Below are 18966 nucleotides of genomic sequence, written 5' to 3' on the forward strand. Positions count from 1 at the left end.
CGAGTTCCCCTGCCTTCGCCCGCCGTTCCCGTATCGTCCGTCGTTCCCCCGCGCTTCGGCGGGTCTTGGGGGAGGCAATACCGGCCGCTTTAAGCATAGTGGCCAGGGTGGTATAGCTGATTTGTATCTGCTTGCGCTCCTCCAGCAGTTCCCTAAAGTGGGTGAAATTCGCTTTCTGGTATGGCTCGCTTTTTTTCAAGGCGAGTATCTTTTTCCGTATCCCTTCGTCAGTCGTGTTTGCGGGGTGTCTCCCGGCGTTCCCATGAATGACCGCCCCATCACCTTGTTCCCGCACCGCTTTTTTCAGACGCTTTACCCATCGGGTACTCATACCGAGTTTCCTGGCCGCCTGCGTTACCGTGTAGGCCCCGTCTATCGCGCCCTTAATTACCATCAGTCGGGCAAGCTCTTTCGTGCTCATCATATACTTCATCCTCCTATCTTACCCGAGGGGGGTGAACGTTTCCCTCGTTACTACAGGGGGTGAACTTATCACTTATTAACGACAAACACCTCATTTTTTTCTTGACAGGCCCAAATTCCCGTTATATAATGGGTTTGTTACCATAACGTGAACGAACACGCAAAATATTTGTCAAAGCCGGTTGGAATCCCGGAAGATTTCTCCATGCCGTTGAGGAAGATGGAAGCTATCCCCGATAAAAAGTAACTGCTGCTCCGGGATCGGCTTTGTCCTCTTGTCGGCAGTGGCCTTTGACCTTTATTCTAAAGCAAGAACTTCAAAATAAAGGGGATTGATTGTATGGAACAAGGGATCAAAGAAACCATTAGGGCGGGTAAAACCTTTCTCGGTATTGAACTCGGGTCTACCCGGATCAAGGCCGTACTCATCGACGAAGATTACGTGCCCCTCGTCTCGGGCGGCTATGACTGGGAAAACCGGCTGGAAGACGGGATATGGACCTACCATTTGGAGGACGTGTGGACGGGCCTCCAGAGCAGTTTTCGGAATTTGTCCCGGGAGATTACGGACCGTTACCACATTCCCTTTACCCCGCCCCAGGCCATCGGTATTTCCGCCATGATGCACGGCTACCTGGCCTTTGATAAAAACGGAACCCTCCTCGCCCCCTTCCGCACCTGGCGGAACACCACCACCGAAAAGGCCGCCCAGGTCTTAAGCGAAAAATTTCATTTTAACATTCCTCTGCGCTGGAGCATTGCCCATCTCTACCAGGCTATCCTGAACAAGGAAGATCACGTAAAGGACATCGCCTTTTTAACCACCCTGGCGGGGTACGTGCACTGGAAACTCTCGGGGGAGAAGGTCTTAGGTATTGGGGACGCTTCCGGGATGTTTCCCATTGACAGCGGAACTAAAACATACCAACGGACCATGGTGGAGCAGTTTGAAGCCCTGACCCGCGGGGAGGGATTGCAGGTACGCCTGGGGGATATACTGCCCCGGGTCTTGACTGCCGGTGAAAACGCCGGGACCCTAAGCGCGGAGGGCGCAAAACTCATCGACCCGGACGGTAATTTGCCCGCGGGCATCCCCCTCTGCCCTCCTGAGGGAGACGCGGGGACGGGTATGGCGGCCACCAACAGCGTGGCGGAACGGACCGGCAATGTTTCGGCGGGTACCTCGATCTTTGCCATGGTGGTGCTGGAAAAAGACTTGTCCCGGATGTACCCCGAAATCGACATGGTCACCACCCCCTCGGGAAAACCCGTCGCCATGGTTCACTGCAACAACTGTACCAGCGATCTGGACGCATGGATGAAGCTGTTCAACGAAGTCCTGCAAACCTTCGTCGCCCAGGTCGGGAAACCCGCCCTGTACGACGCCATGTACGGTAAGGCCCTGGAGGGGGATGCCGACGGCGGCGGACTCCTCTCGTACAATTACTATGGCGGCGAACCGATTACCGCCCTGGAGCAGGGCCGTCCCCTCTTTGTCCGACTGCCGGACAGCAGCCTGACCCTGGCCAATTTTATGCGGACCACCCTGTATTCGACCATGGCGTCCCTAAAAATTGGCATGGATATTTTGACCGAAAAAGAACAGATCCGGCTGGACCGGCTTTTGGGGCACGGGGGCCTCTTTAAAACCAAAGGCGTGGGCCAGCGCCTGCTGGCGTCGGCGTTGAACGTGCCGGTGGCTGTCATGGAAAGCGCCGGGGAGGGCGGCGCCTGGGGCATTGCGCTCCTCGCGGCCTACGGGCGGCAAAAAGGGGAAACCGAAACCCTGGAGGATTTTCTTGCCCGGCGGGTATTTGCCCGCAACCGGGGAGAATCAATAAAACCGGACGTCCGGGACCGGCAGGGTTTCGAGCGATTCATGGAACGGTACCGGGCGGGCCTCGCCATAGAAAGCGCCGCCGTGGAAAACTTGCAATAGCGGAATTGGTTTGAAACCGGAGCTGCAAAGCAGCTCAAATTTAGATCGGGAGGAGTTAGGGATGTTTGATCTTAAACAATTTGAATTTTGGTTTATCGTGGGCAGTCAGGACCTGTATGGCGAAGAAACCTTACGGCAGGTGGCGGAGCACGCCCGGATCATGGCCGGGGAATTTGACCGGGACCCGGTCCTCCCCGGCAGGGTGGTGCTCAAGCCCGTGGCAAAGTCCCCGGAGGGCATACGGAAAATTTTTGAAGAAGCCAACGCGGCTTCCGCCTGCGCCGGGATCATTACCTGGATGCATACCTTCTCCCCCTCAAAGATGTGGATAGGCGGATTGGGGGTCAACAAAAAGCCTATCTTCCACCTGCATACCCAGTTCAACCGGGACATCCCCTGGGCAAGTATCGACATGGACTTCATGAACCTGAACCAGTCCGCCCACGGGGACCGGGAACACGGCTACATCTACGCCCGGATGCGGCTGCCCCGGAAGGTCGCGGCCGGTTTTTGGCAGGATGGTGAAATCCGCCGCCGTATCGGCGTATGGATGCGGGCCGCCGCCGCCCGGCTCGACGGCATCGGCTCCGTGATCCTGCGGCTGGGGGATAATATGCGGGAAGTGGCGGTCACCGAAGGGGACAAAGTGGAGGCCCAGATCAAATTCGGCTGGCAGGTCAATACCTGGGGGATTGGGGATCTGGCGGAGCGCTTCAAACAGGTAAGCGACGGGGAAGCGGAAAAAATCGTAAAGGAATACGAGGCTTCCTACGACCTCGCCCCGGAATTACGGAGTCCCGGACCCAAACGGACCGCCATGATAGAACAGGCCAAGATCGAAATTGCCCTGGGCGCCATGCTGGAAGCGGAACACGCCGGGGCCTTCACCACCACCTTCCAGGACCTCCACGGCCTTCCCCAGCTTCCCGGCCTGGCCTGTCAGCGGCTTATGGAAAAGGGCTACGGTTTCGGCGCCGAAGGGGATTGGAAACAGTCCATGCTGGTCCACTCCGCCAAGGTCATGGCCGCGGGCCTTCCCGGAGGCGTCTCTTTTATGGAAGATTACACCTACCACTTTGAACCGGGCCGGGAAACGGCCCTGGGCGCCCACATGCTGGAGGTGTGTCCCTCCATTGCCGGGGAAAAACCCCGGATCGAGGTACACCCCCTGGGGATAGGGGGCAAGGCCGATCCTGCCCGGATGGTATTTGACGCCGCCCCGGGGCCCGCGGTCCTGGTCACCGTGGTTGATCTGGGGGACCGGTTCAGGATGATTGCCAACGAAATCGAAACCGTTAAAATAGAAAACACCATGCCCAAACTCCCGGTGGCCCGGGCCCTCTGGAAACCCCACCCCTCCATGGGGGACGCCGCCGAATCCTGGATCATCGCCGGCGGCGCCCACCATTCGGTGTATACCAGCGCCCTGACCGCGGAGTATTTTCGGGATTGGGCGGAAATGACGGGCATTGAATTTGTCCTTATCGATAAGGATACCAAACCGTCAAGGCTGCGGGATGAACTTCGGTGGGGCGAAGCCTATTGGTCGTCCCGAAAATACTGATAAAACCACGAACCACGAGGACAAACATGACTTTCATTTGAAAGTCATGTTTTTAACGGAATTTAAGAAATTCACCACAAAGGCGCAAAGGCGACATCATTCCTCACTCCTAACTCCTCTCTTAAATTCTTCTTCTTTTCTTTCCTTCCTCGCCTTCTTCGCCTTCGTGGTGATTTCTTCCTCTTTGTTCGTGGTGTTCGTGAGGTTTGTGGTTAATTATCTTCCTCCGGTCCGAGTGGTTCGTGGTTATTTTACGCTGAGGATTGCGGGATTTGACATTCCCCGCGTAATCGTCTAAGATGATAACGTTGAGGTTCTTTTTAAACTTGCTATTTTGAAGCGGCGGAACCACTCGGCCGGCTCAAGTTATTTCCGTTTGCACCCGTAGAAGCAGGTCGGGTGTTTTGTCTGCCTGGGGAAAGGCGAAAATCATGGGAACCATTAAAAAAGTATTGAACCCCTGGACCCTCAGTTTCCGGATCCTCTGTCTTGTCTGGGCCCTCGTGGCGGCGGGGCCCGTGCCGGCTCAGACGGTTCCGGAGGGGAGCGGCGCGGGAAAGGTTTGGATCATACCGATCCGGGGGGATATCGAACCCTCTATGACGGCCTTTGTACGCCGGGAGGTCCGGAAAGCCCTGGCCGGGGATGCCGCTTTTATCGTATTTGAAATCGATACCTTTGGGGGCCGGGTGGATTCGGCCTTGCAGATAACTTCCTTTATTACGTCGATAAAAAAAGCCCAAACCATTGCCTGGGTACAAAACAGCGACGAATCCATGGGGGTAAGCTGGTCCGCGGGGGCCCTGATCGCCCTGGCCTGTTCCCGGATCTACATGGCCCAGGGAACCTCCATAGGGGCGGCGGCGCCGGTAACCGTCGGGGCGGACGGGACCACCGATGCGGTGGGGGAAAAAACCGTCGCGGCGGTCCGGTCCCAAATGGCGGCCCTGGCGGAACGGAACGGCCATCCCCAGGGAATAGCCCTGGCCATGGTGGACCTGGATGTGGAACTCTGGGAAGTTTCGGTGAACGGTGAGGTAAAGGCCCTGACCTTCACGGAGCTGGAACGGCTTGAACAGGGGGCTTTCGAGGGGGAGGAACCGCCGGTGGAGCGCCTCTCGGTGATCTCCCCCCAGGGAAAGCTTCTCTCCCTTACCGCCGGGGAGGCCTGCCGTTTCGGCCTGGCCCGGGGCTTTGCCGATGACCGGGCCGCCCTCCTCGCCGCCTTGGGCGTGGAAGGGCCCGTCATCGAAAGTATCCCCAGTACGGCCGACTCGGCCCTCAGCTTCTTAACATCCGCTCCGGTGCAGACAATTTTGATCATCCTGGGGATCGTGATGTTGTTCATGGAAATCCAGGCCCCCGGATTCGGCATTCCCGGCATAACGGCGATCATCGCCTTTCTTACGGTATTCGGTTCCAGCGCCCTCCTGGGCAGGGTAGACTCCCTGGAGATCATCCTCTTTCTCCTGGGTATCGGCCTGCTCTCGGTGGAGATATTTATCCTCCCCGGTTTTGGGGTTGCCGGCATTTCCGGCCTGGTCCTGATCGGTATTTCCCTGCTCTTCTCCATGCAGGACTTTGTGATCCCCCGGTTTGAATGGGAGTGGGGCCTCCTGGGCCGGAACGCGGTGGTGGTAAGCGCCGGCCTCCTGGCGGCCATTACGGCGATCGCGGTCATCGCGCTGTTGGGCCCCCGGATCAAAATTTTCGATGGCCTGACCCTTAAAACCCGGATCACCGGGACCGCCTCCGGACCCATCAGGTCCGCCGGGCCTATTCCCGGTGCGCTGCCCGGAAAAGAAACGGACGAGGGCGAGGACTATGGCGGCCTGCTGGGTAAAACCGGTATCGCCGCCTCCACCCTCCGTCCCTCGGGAAAGGTTGAAATTGGGGGCCGCTTTTATACCGTGGAAGGGGATGGGGTATTTATTGAACCGGGAAGCCCCGTCGAAGTCATTCGGGTACAGGGAAACCGGATTGTGGTACAAGAGAAACGGGAGGAGAAAATCCTGAGGACTTAGGAACGGGACAGGGAAGCGGTGGGGGTAAAAAATTTTCCTCCCCTCCTCCCTCCTTTCTCTTAATTCCTCTCTTTTAACTTCTCACTATAGTATTTTACTTAATTTGAAGGAGTTGTTATGTTTGGTTCGCTTATTGTGATAGTCCTGATTGGGATCGTTGCCCTGGGTTTTTTGCTTTTATTTTTCCGCTTTTTCGGCCTCTGGTTCAGGGCGCTTCTCTCCGGGGCCTATGTCGGGATGGGAAAACTCATCGGGATGTGGCTGCGTCATGTAAACGCCGGGGTAATCGTGGATTCCCGGATCATGCTTTCCAAGGCGGGGATCGAGGTGGACTCGGATATGCTGGAAACCCACTGCCTGGCCCGGGGGGACGTGATGAAGGTGAGCCGCGCCCTGGTGGCGGCGAATAAAGCCAACATTCCTCTGCCCTTCCAGCGGGCCGCGGCCATAGATCTGGCGGGCCGGGACGTGCTTGAGGCGGTCAGGACCAGCGTCAACCCCAAGGTCATCGACTGCCCCGACGCCTCCAAGGGGAAACACACCATCGACGCCGTGGCCAAGGACGGGATCCAACTCCAGGTAAAGGCCCGGGTCACGGTGCGGGCCAATATTGAGCGCCTGGTGGGGGGCGCCACCGAAGAGACCATCATTGCCCGGGTGGGCGAGGGGATCGTCACCACCATCGGTTCTTCGGAATCCTATAAATCGGTGCTGGAGAATCCCGATACCATCTCCAAACGGGTACTGGAAAAAGGACTGGACGCGGGGACCGCCTTCGAGATCCTCTCCATTGATATCGCTGATATTGATGTGGGGGCCAATGTGGGGGCCAAGCTCCAGGCGGATCAGGCCGAGGCGGACAAACGCCGGTTCCAGGCGGAGGCGGAAAAACGCCGGGCCGCGGCCCAGGCCAAGGAGCAGGAGATGATCGCCCTGGTTCAGGAAAACCGGGCCAAGGTGGTTCTGGCGGAGGCGGAGATCCCCCTGGCCATCGCGGAGGCTTTTAAAAACGGCCATTTAGGGGTAATGGATTATTACCGGCTTAAAAACATCCAGGCCGATACGGATATGCGGACTTCCATAGGGGGCTCCTCTCCCACGGATAAGTAGGGACCGGTCCTAAAGGGAGGGTATCAGGATGGATGAAGTTTTTAACAATATATTTGTATATCTTCCGATTATTCTCATTGTCCTGTTTCGTATCCTGGGGGGGCTGCGGAACAAGCAGGTCCGTAAGCGCCCCGTCGCTGCCAGGGCCGTTCTGGAAACGGTCGAACCGGAGCCGGCCGAACCGGCCCCCCGGGAAAAGCCGCCGAAACCCCGGAAGGAGCCTCCCCGGGTAAGCAAAATTCCCGCTTCGGCGCCGCTGTTTCCGGAAACCCCGGCGGCCCCGGCCCCGCTCCGGACCGCCGGAAGGGGCTTCCCGGAAAACCTCAACTACCTTCCGGCCCTCAAGCGGGCAGTGGTTTTGGCGGAGATTATGGGTCCCCCCAAGGCCCTGCAGGGGGGCCGCGGGGAGCCCCCCCGGGGTATCTAATGCGCCCGGTAGATCATTTTTTTTCTCAATTAGCCCAAATAGAACGATCCCAACCGTCTTCGGAGCTTGCCCTGGATCGGGAAACCGCGGATCACCTGATCCGTGAATTTTCCCGGCTCTTGACAGGGGTGATCGGCGGACCGGCGGCGGAGGACCTCTGTTTCAGAATCCTGGAACGGATCCAGGGCAAAAAACCGGAACTTTTGCAAAAAGTGGGGAACATCGCGGCATTTTTTCTGGGGGAATTCGACGACACCCTGGATTTGGATGAAGACGACTGGACCGAAATACAGGAAACCCTGGAAGACGCCTCTGAGGAGATAGATATAGATACCCTCACCGCTTTAATGGGAGAGCTTTTAGCCGTCGGAAAACTGAAATAAAAACAAAGGGGTCACTAACGAAGCCGCTTCAAAAAACGACCCCTTTTGGGCATTAACGGCGGTTAAACCCCGCAATTACCTGCGGGATTACCAGTTACTGTTATAACCGCCCCCCGCGCCACGGTCCCGGCGGGGTTTGTCCATTGCTTCATTTACCCGAAGCTGACGGCCTTCAAATTCACGGCCGTTGGTACCGGCGATGGCGGCGTTTGCTTCTTCATCGGTACTCATTTCGATAAATCCGAACCCTTTAGAATTGCCGGTTTCGCGATCAAAAATGATCTTCGCGGAAGCCACACTTCCAAAATCTGAAAATAGGTTGCGCAGACCATCCTCGGTCGTGTTGTAAGAGAGGTTACCGACATACAATTTCTTGGCCATTGAGAAAATTCCTTCACCCGGATTGAACCGGAAGTTTATGGTTAAACTCCCGATTACCGCGTCCAGGCACGCTGTTATTCACGCCCATCAACATGAGCGACTCCATTTCTCCTTTTTAGAAGAAGGGGGATGCAAAAAAACTTTTAACATGGAATAGAACAACCAGGGAAGAAAAACGCAATCATCGGTCTTATAGAGACCAGCGGACTACTAAGAGAACCGCTTTTATGAAAGACACTCAAAAAATATTCCTGTCACTAAATACAGTACCCTAATTTTTGCCGCACGTCAAGGTATTATTTGTTATTTTATAAATTTTTGTAGAATTTTATTGAAAAAATTGAAAAAAACGGGGTATTCCGGAAGGATCAGGAAAAAAGGGCCCCTATGGCGGATTTTAAATCCCCCACGGCGATGATCTTTCCGGTCTCACTGACCGGGGGCGGCTTTTCGTTAGGCCGGTCCTGGGCATCCGCGGCAGGACCCAGGAAGGTTTCAAACCCCAGACTCCGGCTGGTTTTAATCCGCCCCCCCAGACGCCGTACCGGCCGTACTTCCCCGGCCAGGGAGAGTTCCCCGGCAATGGCCACCCGGCCCGGCAGGGAAAGGCCGGTTCTGGCGGAGTAAAGGGCGCAGCCCAGGGCAAGTTCCACCCCCACTTCGGCGATCCGGATGCCCCCGGCCACGTTTATATAGAGGTCCTGATCCGACAGCCTGAGCTTGAGGTGTTTCTCCAGGGTGGCGGCAACCCGGGAGACCCGGGCGGAGTCGATCCGATCCGAAAAAACCCGGCTCATGGAACCCTTGGCGGGAACCGTCAGGGCCTGGATCTCCACCAGGAGGGTCCGGCTCCCCTCCAGGACCGCGGCGGTAGCGACCCCCGGGGGCAGTTCCCCCTCCCGGTTGATCAAAAAAAGCAGGGAGGGGTCCTCCACCACGGACAGGCCCCGTTCCCCCATGGTGAAGATCCCGAGCTCGTCCACCGAACCGAAGCGGTTTTTGGCGGCCCTGAGAAAACGGCAATCCCCGTCGTTTTGCTCAAAGTAAAGGACCGTGTCCACCATGTGTTCCAGGGTCTTGGGGCCGGAAATGATCCCTTCCTTGGTAACGTGGGCCACCAGAAACAGGGCGGCGTCGTGTTCTTTGACCCAGGAAATAAGCTCGTAGGCGCCGTACTTCATCTGATTTATGGTGCCTGGCACCACCCCAACCTCGGCGGTGTGGAGGGTCTGGGCGGAATCCACCATGACGATCACCGGTTTGACCGCCTCCAGGATGGTTTCAATATCCTCAAGCTTCCCGGTACAACATAACTCGATCCGGGAGGTATTTCCGGGGGGGGAATTCCGTTTTACCGGGGGATCGCCGCCGCCGTTCGCAAAGAGGCCCAGCCTATCCGCCCGCATCCGTACCTGGCCCATGGATTCCTCCCCGGAGATGTAGAGGATCCTCCCCCGGGTATCCGCCGCGGCCGCGGCCTGGAGCAGCAGGGTGGACTTTCCTATCCCCGGCTCCCCCCCGACAAGGATGGCGGATCGCTTCATGATACCCCCGCCCAGAACCCGGTCAAGCTCGGGGATACCGCTGCCGATCCGGCCCCCTTCCTGGGGGTCCACCGCGGACAGGGGGATCGACTGGGGGGGACGGTTCCCCTTGGTCCCCGGGCCGGGACCGGGGAGCCGGGATACGGCGGTTTCGATGAGGGTGTTCCAGTCCCCGCATTCGGGGCAGCGGCCAAGCCACTTGGGCTCCTCGTGGCCGCAGGCGGAACACTTAAAAACAAAGGTCCGTTGCTTTTTCATGGGTTACTGGATCTCCGGTGCTTTCACCCCCCCCTGGGGCCAAAAACAATATTCGTAGGTAAGATAAAGCATGGCGACTCCTTGTCGGGCTGAAACCGAACTTGTTCCCAATCCGGCTGGGTTTGGGGATGCCTCCAGTATAAATCATGACGGGCTCCGGGGAATAGGCCCTTTGACCGGGCCGGGACGTTACCTTTTGTCCCGCATGCTGCAAGGACCGATATTCTATTGGTCATTGACATCCATGAGGTAATGGGCTTGACAAATTCATATTAATAACATAGTATTAGTATGAATTTCCCGTAGGGTAAATTAAGCATCGTCAAAGAAGGAGTCTTTATGATGAAAAAGATCATCGTCCTGGCGGTAATGGCCGCCGCTGTCGTTATGAACCTTGCCGCCGCGGGCAAAAAGGAACAAGCCGAAAATGTAATCCGTATCGCCGGCGCAGGGGGGCCAAAACCCTACCAATGGGTTGAAACCAACGGAACCCTGGTCGGATATGATATAGATGTGGCGAATGAGATCGCCAAACGGGCTGGATACAGCCTGCAATGGGAGCAAACGGAATTCCCCGCCCTGTTTCTCGGGTTGGACGCCAACAAATACCAAGTAGTGGTAAACAACCTTTCCAAAACTCCGGAACGGGCGGCAAAATACCTGTATTCCGATGAGTATTACCTGCGAAACCGTATCGTCATTGTGGTACGAAAAGACCGGACCGATATTAAAACCATCGACGATCTTGTGGGTAAAAAGGTTCCCATCGGCTCAGGCGGCAATACCCATTCCCTCTATTTGCAAGCCTATAACAAAGAACATCCTGACGCCCAGATCGATCTTATTGTTTCCGAAACCGAGGTGCCGGTACAGGTTGCCGGAGTTGCCACCGGTCAATATGACGCTGGGGTGACCGACTTGGTGGTAGTCAATAATGTCATCAAAGAAACGGGCTTGGAATTCAACATCATCGTTTTACCCGATGAGATACAGGAGGCAATCGCGCCGACCCGTTCTTACTTTCTTTTCTCCCAATCGAGCAAGGAGATACAGCGGAAGTGGGACGCGGCCCTTGCGGAGATCATTGCCGACGGGACGCTTTCTACTATCTCTCTGAAATATTTTGATTACGACTATTCACGATAAAGCGTAAATTAAGCCGGCAGCTTGACCGATCGGGACAAGGGCCGGCGTAAAAATTTGAGATAACGAGAGAGGCCATGCCCTATGATCGACCGGTTTTTCAGTTTGGAATATATGCTGCGTTCAATTCCGGAGATTCTCAGCCGTTTGCCTCTAACGCTTTGGATTGCCTTTTCCGCTACGCTGATGGGCTGGATAATCGGTTTCTTCATCGCGATTATACGGATCCGGCGTATACCGGTGTTGGCTCAGATAGCGGATTTTTATATTTCCTTTATCCGAGGAACCCCCCTTATGGTACAGATATATCTTACTTACTACGGTATCCCTATTGGTATTCTTATACTGAATACCTTGCAAGGGAATCCCGATGTGGTGGTAAGCAGTTTTCAGCCTACCACCTTTGCCATCATCGCTTTTTCCCTTAATTGCGGTGCTTATAGCTCCGAGACCCTGCGGGCGGCGATTCAATCCATCGACAAGGGGCAGATCGAAGCGGCCTATTCGGTGGGGCTTACCGGCATACAGACGATGAAACGCATCGTTTTGCCACAGGCTCTTTTGGTGGCGATACCGACCCTGAGCAACAGCCTGATGAGTACCATCCAGGCCACGTCTCTGGCTTTTTGCGTTTCGGTGATCGATATCATGTCCGCGGCGAAACTGATAGGCGCCAGAACCTACCGTTACTTTGAGGTATTTGTGGTGGTAGCCCTGATATACTGGGCCGTTTGTATGGCGGTACAGGAACTCATGAGGCGGATAGAGAAAAAACTGAGGATTCCCGGGCATACGGAAATAAAATCGGCCTAAAGGCTAATCTATCATATTGTAAGGAAGGAGCCCTATGCATTTTCAGACCTTATTGGTTCACGGGCATGAGAAACCTGATAAAACCTATAATGCGGTGATTCCGCCTATCTATCTTACCACTACCTACCGGTCGGAAAAATTTGGCAAACGGGAGAGATTCGGGTATTCCCGGGGGAACAATCCGACCCGCGCATATCTGGAGGGCTTAATCGCCGAACTTGAAGGGGCTAAACACGGCTTTGCCTTCTCCTCGGGGATGACCGCCATCGCCGCTTCCCTGGCGGTTCTGAAGAGCGGCGACCAGGTGCTGGTAACTAAAAACGTATACGGCGGAACAGTTGCCCTGTTGGACGGTTTTTTTAAGGACTTTGGCCTTTCCTATGAACTTATCGATATGAGCGATCTGAACCAACTGGAAAGGGCCTTTAACGAAAAAACAAAAGCGGTTCTTATTGAAAGCCCGTCTAATCCGCTACTTGACATCACCGATATTGAAGCGGTTTCCAGAGCGGCAAAAAAACGGGGTATCATTACTATTGTAGACAACACATTTCTATCGCCTTACCTGCAGCGGCCCCTTGAACTCGGCGCGGATATTGTAGTGGAAAGCGCCACCAAATTTTTCAGCGGCCATAGCGATGTGATCGCCGGAACAGCGGCCACGAACGATGACGGTTTGGCGGGAAAAATCGGTGCGTACCAGCGGCTGGCCGGGGGCATTGCGCAGCCTTTTGATATCTATCTGCTTGTCCGGGGGCTTAAAACCCTGTCGGTCCGCATTGACCGTCAGGTGGAAAACGCCGGAAAGATAGTGGAGTTTCTGCAGAATAATCCCGGGATTGATAAAATCTATTATCCGGGTCTAGCGGAACATCCGGGCTATGCGATTAATCAGCGGCAGTCAAAAAGCCCCGGTTCCATGGTTTCGTTTCTGCTCAACCCCGCCTATAATATCGCCGTATTTTTTGATTCCCTGCGATATATAACCCCCGGTGCGAGTCTGGGAAGCGTAGAAACCCTGATCCAGCATCCAGCTACCGGCAGTCACGCCACCTTTAGTCCGGAACAGCGGAAACAGGCGGGGATCACGGATAATCTGATCCGCCTCTCCGCCGGTATCGAAAATTTAAATGACTTGATTGAGGATTTGGAACAGGCCCTCAAGAAAAGTATTGGGAAAAACAGTGATTAATATGAAAAGTACAATTTTTTTTAAGGAGAAAAATCATGTCGGAAGTAAGATACGCAAGTCCCATTGATGAACAAAAATACGGCGCTTATTCAGCCTTCAGCGATAGCGTCGCGTCCTGTGAGGAAGAAACCTTCCGTTTTGGCGAACGGATAGGAACGGAGTCATACCCTGCTGAAAGCGGGCGCTACCATGTATATCTGCAATACGTATGTCCCTGGGCGCAGCGGGTACAGATAATCATTGATTATCTTGGATTAGAAAATGTTGTGTCCTATTCCTATCTTGATCCGTTGCGGGACGGCCGGGGGTGGGCCTTTCGGGAACGTACCGGGCCTGATCCGGTAAACGGCTTTACCCTGCTGAGGGATGCGTATCTGAGTACCGCCCCGGACTTTAAGGGGGTCCCCTCTGTCCCCGCCGTGTGGGATAGAAAGACGTCCAGGCTGATCAATAACCGCTATGATGACACGATCCACGATTTTTCCACAGTCTTTGAAAAATTGAAAAACACCGGGAGGGATATTTATCCCCCGGCGCTACGGGAGAAAATAGAAGAACTACTCCCCTGGATATCCGAAAAAATCAACTATGGCGTTTATGAACCGGCTTTCGCTGTTACCCAGGAATCCTATGACGCTGCGGTAGAAAACCTGTATCAGGCGCTGGACGCCCTGGAAGATCGCCTCTCCCGCAGCCGGTATCTCCTGGGAGAAGTCATTACCTTGGCTGATATATGCCTGTGGGTAAGCCTCCTCAGGTTCGATTTGGTTTATTATCCCCTATTCCGGGCAAACCGCCGCCGTTTAATCGATTATCCGAATCTTTGGAATTATGCCCGGGAACTCTACGCGATTCCGGCATTCAAAAAAGGCAGCCGTTTTGATTACATCAAAGAAACCTACTATTCCAATTTTGCCTACCTGCTTTACCGTGGAATTGTTCCGGCTTTGCCCATAACCGATTGGGAGCAGCCCCAAGATCGAATTCCGCTGTCAGGAAAATAAGGAAGGCCAGTATGCTCGATAACATAAAATTACGCCTTGAGGATGTCCATAAATCCTTCGGCAATAATATTGTTTTGCGAGGCATCAGTATGACTGTCCGGGAAGGCGAAGTCCTGGTGATCATTGGTCCCAGCGGTTCAGGTAAAACAACGTTACTGCGGTGCATTAACATCCTGGAGCGGGCGGATTCAGGCTCCCTTGTCCTGGGAGAAACCGCGGTAAACCTTCACGGCATTAGCAAAAAGCAGATTCTTGAAATCCGGCGGAAAACCGCCTTTGTATTCCAAAACTACAACCTGTTCCGGCATAAAACCGCCTTGGAAAACGTGATGGAAGGCTTGGTAATCGCCCGAAAGGTCCCCGAAAAAGAGGCGCGAAAAACAGCGGCGGCGGCATTGGCCCGGGTTGGATTGGAGGATAAATATGACGCCTATCCCCTGCAGCTTTCGGGAGGCCAGCAGCAGCGGGTGGCGATTGCCCGGACCATGGTGCTGAATCCTGAAGTGATCCTTTTTGACGAGCCTACATCGGCCCTGGACCCCGAACTGGTGGGAGAAACGCTTAAGGTCATAAAAAATGTGGCGAAAGACGGCGTCACCATGATCATTGTTACCCACGAAATTGCCTTTGCCGCCGAGGTCGCCAACCGCATCATCTTTATGGACGGCGGAGTAACGATAGAAGAGGGACCGGCGGAGGAAATCATCTTTAGGCCCCGGGAAGAACGAACCAAACAATTCCTCAAACGGATCCGCCCGGAATTGAGCTATACTATTTAGCGTCTGTCTATAAAGACGAGAAACGCACTGGAATGAAACGGACACATGCTATGCGAAAATAATGTTGAAAATCAACAACCCCGCCGCAGCCGTTGGGAGCTGAGAGCCCGGTTTGGGGAATTGGTACCGTTTGACGGCAGCCCTCAGTCGCTGGGACGTTACCTTTTGTCCCGCATACTGGAAGGACCCAATATTCTTGACAAAATTAGTTACTAACCGCTTGTCAAAACGAACAGAGTTATTTATAGTTTTTGGTAGTTTATTAAGAATTAGTTTATGGAATCCCGATAACATACATATTGCAGGAGGTAAGGATATGAAGAAAGCGATGTTTTTATGGGTGTCCCTTATTGTCATGATAATACCCTGCACAGCCCAACAGGGAAGGGTTTTTGAAGGCTTGGGCTCCTGGTATAGGGCCCGGAACGCCGCGTTAATGGTTTCCCATCCCCGCCTTCCCTTTGGAACCCAATTAAAAGTTACTAATATGGAAAATAATAAGGAAGTTATCGTAAAGGTTGGGGGACGGATCCGGGAGGATCTGGGGCTTCTGGTCGATGTGGCTTCTCCCGCCGCGGATCTATTACAGATGAACATAGCGGGATGGACCCGGCTGCGGGTCGAAGTAATTCCCCGTACCACCAGAACCCTGGTAAACCGGACAACGGATCGGGACCTTGTCCAGGAGGGGGCTGCCATGCGGATAGATGAGGGGACCCAGCTTACCGTGGGCCACCCGTCCCTGCCCGAGGGCAGCCGGATCCGGATAACCAACCTGACCAACGGATGGGAGGCAGTTGCTACGGTCCTGTACCGGATTAGGGCTTCCAGAAGCCGGATCGTCGAAATTTCCGATGCCCTCGGCGAACGACTGGGGATAGATAGCTTTGGCAATGTAAGGATTGTATCCATTACGGAATAAGCGGTCCCGCCCCGGCTCGGGTGCAGGGTATTACATCCGCGCGTTTCAATACAGAAAGGAGAAGGGTATGAAAAAAGTTCGATTATGGATGCTCCTGGCATTCGCCGTATGTTCCTTAACCCCGTTGTCTGCCCAAAACAAGCGGCTGGTCCTCTATACCTGGGAGGATATGTTCCCCCAGGATATCATCGACGGATTTAAGCAAGCCACCGGTATTGAGGTGGTCTATAAAACCTTTGAATTTAACGAGGATATGCTCACCGAGCTGGAAATCACCGAAGGCGGGGAGTACGATCTGGTTATTGCCGACGACTACATCATTGAATTTGTGGTGGCCGAGGGCCTGGCCCGGAAGCTGGACAAGAGCCGGATGAGAAATTTTTCCAATATCAATCCCCTGTTTCAGTATCAGTTCTATGATCCGGATAATGAATATACGGTTCCTTACGGGGCGGGGATCCAGACGATAGTATACGATCCCGCCAAGGTGAAGTTGAACATTACGGGGTTTGGGGACCTATGGAACAGCGCCCTGCGGGGGCGGCTGGGGATCACGGCGAATTACCGGGTTATCAACGGGATGGCCCTTAAGGCCCTGGGAAAAAGTTACAACACCGAAAATGTGGCTGATATCAATGCGGCGGGGGCCAAACTCAACGCCCTCATACCGAATATCCGGATATTCCGGGACCTTAATCTGGACCAGGCGATGCTCTCGGGGGAAATATCCGCGGCGGTGATGTATACCGGGGAGGTAACCCGGCTGCGGGTGTCCAATCCCCAGTTTAAGGAAGTTTACCCTTCGGAAGGGATAGGGTTTGGCATTCAGGCGGCATTTATTCCCCGCCGGGCGCCGAATGCGGAAGGGGCGTATGCTTTTCTTAACTATATTCTGGACCCCGAGCGGGGAGCGCGGTGTTTTGAATACAGCGGGTATTATTGTACCTATTCGGCGTCGGAACCCTATATTGATCCCCAATATAGGGAGCACCTTATATTACCCCATTTCAATGATTTTGAAATGATCGAGAACCTTGGTCAGGAGGCGGAAAACGCCCATGTCCGGATATGGAGAACCTTCAGATCGGCATTGAACCAATAAGGTGGAACCCAAATATATAACCCGTGACTATATTCGGAATTTTTTCAAACTGGATGATTCGGAACAGTCACGGCATATCCTGAATTTCATCATGTCCCGCCTGGTTCTGAAATGTTATAACCATAATAGTTATGTTTGCCGGGCGGGATCCCATGCGACGACCCTCTATTTTATTGAGGATGGGGTCCTGAATGTCCGGGGGGAAAAGGGGGAACTGATCAATGAATTGTCTCCGGGGCAGTACTTTGGGGAATATGCCGCGCTAACCGGTGATAAACGTCTGGCCGATGTCCAGGCCCGGGGAACGGTTCTGCTGTTTCAGCTTGACGCGAAACATCTCCACGCATTAGCCAGGAACTACCCCAAGATTTACGGTATTTTTTTGAAAAATACCTATGAACAGGCAACGGAAAAGTACCGGAAACTCGTCAGGCTTATCAACTCACGGCGGGGTTTGAACAAACCGGCCCGTAAAAGCAGGGCAACCATTTTCTCCCTGTTTATTAATTATTACCTCGTTTTTTTTGTGCTTTTTAATGTCCTCCTGTTTTGTCCCGATCCGGTTACGGGGCCGATCCATCCGGTATGGCTCTGTTCCCCCATTATTTTTCTGGTAGTTTATATCATCATAAGCAAACGGGTACTGGAATCAATCATCCTGGCGCTGCTGTATATTACGATCATGCTGGCAAAACTCAACTTTATCGGTGTCTTTACCGGGTATATCATCGCGGCCACCAATGAAACCGCGGATCTTATTCTGATGGTGGTGCTGATGGGTTCCCTGACCCGTCTTTTTTCCTCTTCGGGAAGCATCAACGCCCTTAAATCCGTGGTGGAAAGGAAGATTAAAACCGGCAACGGTACCCTGTTTGCTTCCTTTTGTACCATGGTGCTTATGCCCCTGGATGAATACTTAAATATTCTTATCAATGGGGCCTGCTTTAGGCCCCTGGCGGATCAGAAGGGCCTATGCCGGGAAAGATCCGCCCTGGTTATGGGGATGTCCCCAATGGCGCTCTGTATCATCAGTCCCATCTCCCTGACGAGTTTGTATCTTTCGGGGATGATCGCCATAAGCGGTGGACAAAAAGGGATCTTTATTTCGTCCATTGGTTTTAATTTTACCGCGTTCCTGACCATTGGCTTTGTCCTGTTGCTTTCCCTCAATAAAATACCCCCGGTCGGCGCCCTTAAAAAAGGGGTGATCCGGGTAAAAGAGGGGGGGACGTCCTGGCCCGAGGGGACCGAAAATACGGGGGGGGACGAGGAGGAATACCGGGGACGTATGTTCAACCTGGTTTTACCCATGGTGGTTCTTATCCTGTCTTCCATAATAATCGGTTCCCTGGAGGCAGGCTCTTTTGGGGTAAACGTCCCCTGCGGCATAATCGTCGCGTTAATTTTTATGTTTTTTCTTTACTGTTTCCAACAGTATATGACCCCCGGTCAGTTTTTTAACGGCGTTGTTTATGGTATTGAGAGTATGGTTGCGCCCATCCTTATGTTCGTCGTGGGCAAAAGTTTTGCCGCCGGTATAGAAGACATCGGCTTTGCCCACTGGCTCAACGAAATGGTTAAAATCCTCATCGGCGGGCAGGCATGGGTGCTTCCGGCACTGATCTTTGGCATCTGTACCCTGGCGGGGGCGCTGCTGGATAACCCCTGGGCCATGTATGCCATCGGCATCCCCCTGGCCCTCGAACTTGCCGCCTCCCTGCAGGGCCAGGCGGGGCTTTATATCGGCGCGGTCTGCGGCGCGGGCCTGATCGGTAACGAGATTGCCCTGGGGGATAGTTATTTTATCGGCTCCGTACTGGGGATTAACCCCATCACCTATTACCAAGCCAAGCTGCCCTATGTGATCATGATTGCGAGCCTGGCATTTTTCGCCTATGGGATAGCAGGGTATGTGTTCCGGTAGCCGCGTCCGGGACCGGCAGAAATTCGTGGTGGAG

The 18966-nt window shown here is 54.2% G+C and carries 17 protein-coding genes; 14 read left to right on the plus strand and 3 right to left on the minus strand.

Going from position 1 to position 18966, the window contains the following annotated elements; translation table 11 throughout:
* On the minus strand, nucleotides 1–424 hold a 424-nt coding region (locus LQZ21_RS10610; protein ID WP_411044308.1), incomplete at its 3' end, for a helix-turn-helix domain-containing protein.
* Between the two features lie 339 nt (nucleotides 425–763).
* Between LQZ21_RS10610 and LQZ21_RS10615 the strand changes: the two genes are divergently transcribed.
* From LQZ21_RS10615 to LQZ21_RS10640, 6 genes are all read left to right on the plus strand, one after another.
* The gene (locus tag LQZ21_RS10615) at nucleotides 764–2362 is read left to right on the plus strand and encodes a xylulokinase (protein ID WP_411044309.1); all 1599 of its coding nucleotides are present in this window, start codon (nucleotides 764–766) and stop codon (nucleotides 2360–2362) included.
* Between the two features lie 61 nt (nucleotides 2363–2423).
* Nucleotides 2424–3926, plus strand: coding sequence for an L-arabinose isomerase (gene araA, locus LQZ21_RS10620; protein WP_411044310.1), 1503 nt, complete (start codon nucleotides 2424–2426; stop codon nucleotides 3924–3926).
* A gap of 431 nt (nucleotides 3927–4357) precedes the next feature.
* Nucleotides 4358–5950, plus strand: a complete 1593-nt coding sequence (locus LQZ21_RS10625; RefSeq protein ID WP_411044311.1) for an NfeD family protein — start codon at nucleotides 4358–4360, stop codon at nucleotides 5948–5950.
* 117 nt (nucleotides 5951–6067) lie between these two features.
* The gene (gene floA, locus LQZ21_RS10630) at nucleotides 6068–7060 is read left to right on the plus strand and encodes a flotillin-like protein FloA (protein ID WP_411044312.1); all 993 of its coding nucleotides are present in this window, start codon (nucleotides 6068–6070) and stop codon (nucleotides 7058–7060) included.
* 28 nt (nucleotides 7061–7088) lie between these two features.
* The gene (locus tag LQZ21_RS10635; protein WP_411044313.1) at nucleotides 7089–7487 is read left to right on the plus strand and encodes a hypothetical protein; all 399 of its coding nucleotides are present in this window, start codon (nucleotides 7089–7091) and stop codon (nucleotides 7485–7487) included.
* Nucleotides 7487–7870 (plus strand): hypothetical protein, encoded by a 384-nt coding sequence (locus LQZ21_RS10640; protein WP_411044314.1) that lies wholly within the window; start codon nucleotides 7487–7489, stop codon nucleotides 7868–7870. The genes LQZ21_RS10635 and LQZ21_RS10640 overlap by 1 nt, the downstream gene beginning before the upstream one ends.
* Before the next feature lie 87 nt (nucleotides 7871–7957).
* Here the strand turns inward: LQZ21_RS10640 and LQZ21_RS10645 are convergent, their stop codons facing one another.
* Both LQZ21_RS10645 and radA read right to left on the minus strand, forming a co-directional pair.
* Complete coding sequence (locus LQZ21_RS10645; RefSeq protein ID WP_411044315.1) at nucleotides 7958–8251, minus strand: RNA-binding regulator; 294 nt, start codon at nucleotides 8249–8251, stop codon at nucleotides 7958–7960.
* 368 nt (nucleotides 8252–8619) lie between these two features.
* Nucleotides 8620–10053, minus strand: coding sequence for a DNA repair protein RadA (gene radA / locus LQZ21_RS10650; RefSeq protein ID WP_411044316.1), 1434 nt, complete (start codon nucleotides 10051–10053; stop codon nucleotides 8620–8622).
* 339 nt (nucleotides 10054–10392) lie between these two features.
* Here radA and LQZ21_RS10655 point away from each other — a divergent pair, with 339 nt between their 5' ends.
* The 8 genes from LQZ21_RS10655 (at nucleotide 10393) to LQZ21_RS10690 (ending at nucleotide 18932) form a co-directional block, all read left to right on the plus strand.
* Nucleotides 10393–11199, plus strand: coding sequence for a transporter substrate-binding domain-containing protein (locus tag LQZ21_RS10655; RefSeq protein ID WP_411044317.1), 807 nt, complete (start codon nucleotides 10393–10395; stop codon nucleotides 11197–11199).
* An 81-nt stretch (nucleotides 11200–11280) separates the two neighbouring features.
* Entirely contained in the window at nucleotides 11281–12009 is a 729-nt protein-coding gene (locus LQZ21_RS10660; RefSeq protein ID WP_411044318.1) for an amino acid ABC transporter permease, read from the plus strand.
* 34 nt (nucleotides 12010–12043) lie between these two features.
* Nucleotides 12044–13201, plus strand: coding sequence for a trans-sulfuration enzyme family protein (locus tag LQZ21_RS10665; protein WP_411044319.1), 1158 nt, complete (start codon nucleotides 12044–12046; stop codon nucleotides 13199–13201).
* A gap of 35 nt (nucleotides 13202–13236) precedes the next feature.
* A complete protein-coding gene (locus LQZ21_RS10670) occupies nucleotides 13237–14205 on the plus strand; it encodes a glutathione S-transferase C-terminal domain-containing protein (RefSeq protein ID WP_411044320.1) in 969 nt (322 codons plus the stop codon).
* 11 nt (nucleotides 14206–14216) lie between these two features.
* Nucleotides 14217–14984: an amino acid ABC transporter ATP-binding protein gene (locus tag LQZ21_RS10675; protein WP_411044321.1), complete on the plus strand. Its 768-nt coding sequence runs from the start codon at nucleotides 14217–14219 to the stop codon at nucleotides 14982–14984.
* A 316-nt stretch (nucleotides 14985–15300) separates the two neighbouring features.
* Nucleotides 15301–15906, plus strand: coding sequence for a hypothetical protein (locus LQZ21_RS10680; RefSeq protein ID WP_411044322.1), 606 nt, complete (start codon nucleotides 15301–15303; stop codon nucleotides 15904–15906).
* Between the two features lie 67 nt (nucleotides 15907–15973).
* On the plus strand, nucleotides 15974–17008 hold the full coding sequence (locus LQZ21_RS10685) for a polyamine ABC transporter substrate-binding protein (protein WP_411044323.1): 1035 nt from the start codon (nucleotides 15974–15976) through the stop codon (nucleotides 17006–17008).
* 91 nt (nucleotides 17009–17099) lie between these two features.
* Nucleotides 17100–18932, plus strand: coding sequence for a cyclic nucleotide-binding domain-containing protein (locus LQZ21_RS10690; protein WP_411044324.1), 1833 nt, complete (start codon nucleotides 17100–17102; stop codon nucleotides 18930–18932).
* Nucleotides 18933–18966: the final 34 nt, after the last annotated feature.

The organism is Treponema sp. TIM-1 (assembly GCF_046533115.1).
Taxonomy (GTDB): domain Bacteria; phylum Spirochaetota; class Spirochaetia; order Treponematales; family Breznakiellaceae; genus JAIRMO01.

Excerpts from the sequence above, each read along its gene's own strand:
- LQZ21_RS10615 (WP_411044309.1), top strand. The coding sequence starts at position 764 with ATGGAACAAGGGATCAAAGAAACCATTAGGGCGGGTAAAACCTTTCTC.
- araA (WP_411044310.1), top strand. The coding sequence starts at position 2,424 with ATGTTTGATCTTAAACAATTTGAATTTTGGTTTATCGTGGGCAGTCAG.
- LQZ21_RS10625 (WP_411044311.1), top strand. The coding sequence starts at position 4,358 with ATGGGAACCATTAAAAAAGTATTGAACCCCTGGACCCTCAGTTTCCGG.
- floA (WP_411044312.1), top strand. The coding sequence starts at position 6,068 with ATGTTTGGTTCGCTTATTGTGATAGTCCTGATTGGGATCGTTGCCCTG.
- LQZ21_RS10635 (WP_411044313.1), top strand. The coding sequence starts at position 7,089 with ATGGATGAAGTTTTTAACAATATATTTGTATATCTTCCGATTATTCTC.
- LQZ21_RS10640 (WP_411044314.1), top strand. The coding sequence starts at position 7,487 with ATGCGCCCGGTAGATCATTTTTTTTCTCAATTAGCCCAAATAGAACGA.
- LQZ21_RS10645 (WP_411044315.1), bottom strand. The coding sequence starts at position 8,251 with ATGGCCAAGAAATTGTATGTCGGTAACCTCTCTTACAACACGACCGAG.
- radA (WP_411044316.1), bottom strand. The coding sequence starts at position 10,053 with ATGAAAAAGCAACGGACCTTTGTTTTTAAGTGTTCCGCCTGCGGCCAC.
- LQZ21_RS10655 (WP_411044317.1), top strand. The coding sequence starts at position 10,393 with ATGATGAAAAAGATCATCGTCCTGGCGGTAATGGCCGCCGCTGTCGTT.
- LQZ21_RS10660 (WP_411044318.1), top strand. The coding sequence starts at position 11,281 with ATGATCGACCGGTTTTTCAGTTTGGAATATATGCTGCGTTCAATTCCG.
- LQZ21_RS10665 (WP_411044319.1), top strand. The coding sequence starts at position 12,044 with ATGCATTTTCAGACCTTATTGGTTCACGGGCATGAGAAACCTGATAAA.
- LQZ21_RS10670 (WP_411044320.1), top strand. The coding sequence starts at position 13,237 with ATGTCGGAAGTAAGATACGCAAGTCCCATTGATGAACAAAAATACGGC.
- LQZ21_RS10675 (WP_411044321.1), top strand. The coding sequence starts at position 14,217 with ATGCTCGATAACATAAAATTACGCCTTGAGGATGTCCATAAATCCTTC.
- LQZ21_RS10680 (WP_411044322.1), top strand. The coding sequence starts at position 15,301 with ATGAAGAAAGCGATGTTTTTATGGGTGTCCCTTATTGTCATGATAATA.
- LQZ21_RS10685 (WP_411044323.1), top strand. The coding sequence starts at position 15,974 with ATGAAAAAAGTTCGATTATGGATGCTCCTGGCATTCGCCGTATGTTCC.
- LQZ21_RS10690 (WP_411044324.1), top strand. The coding sequence starts at position 17,100 with ATGTCCCGCCTGGTTCTGAAATGTTATAACCATAATAGTTATGTTTGC.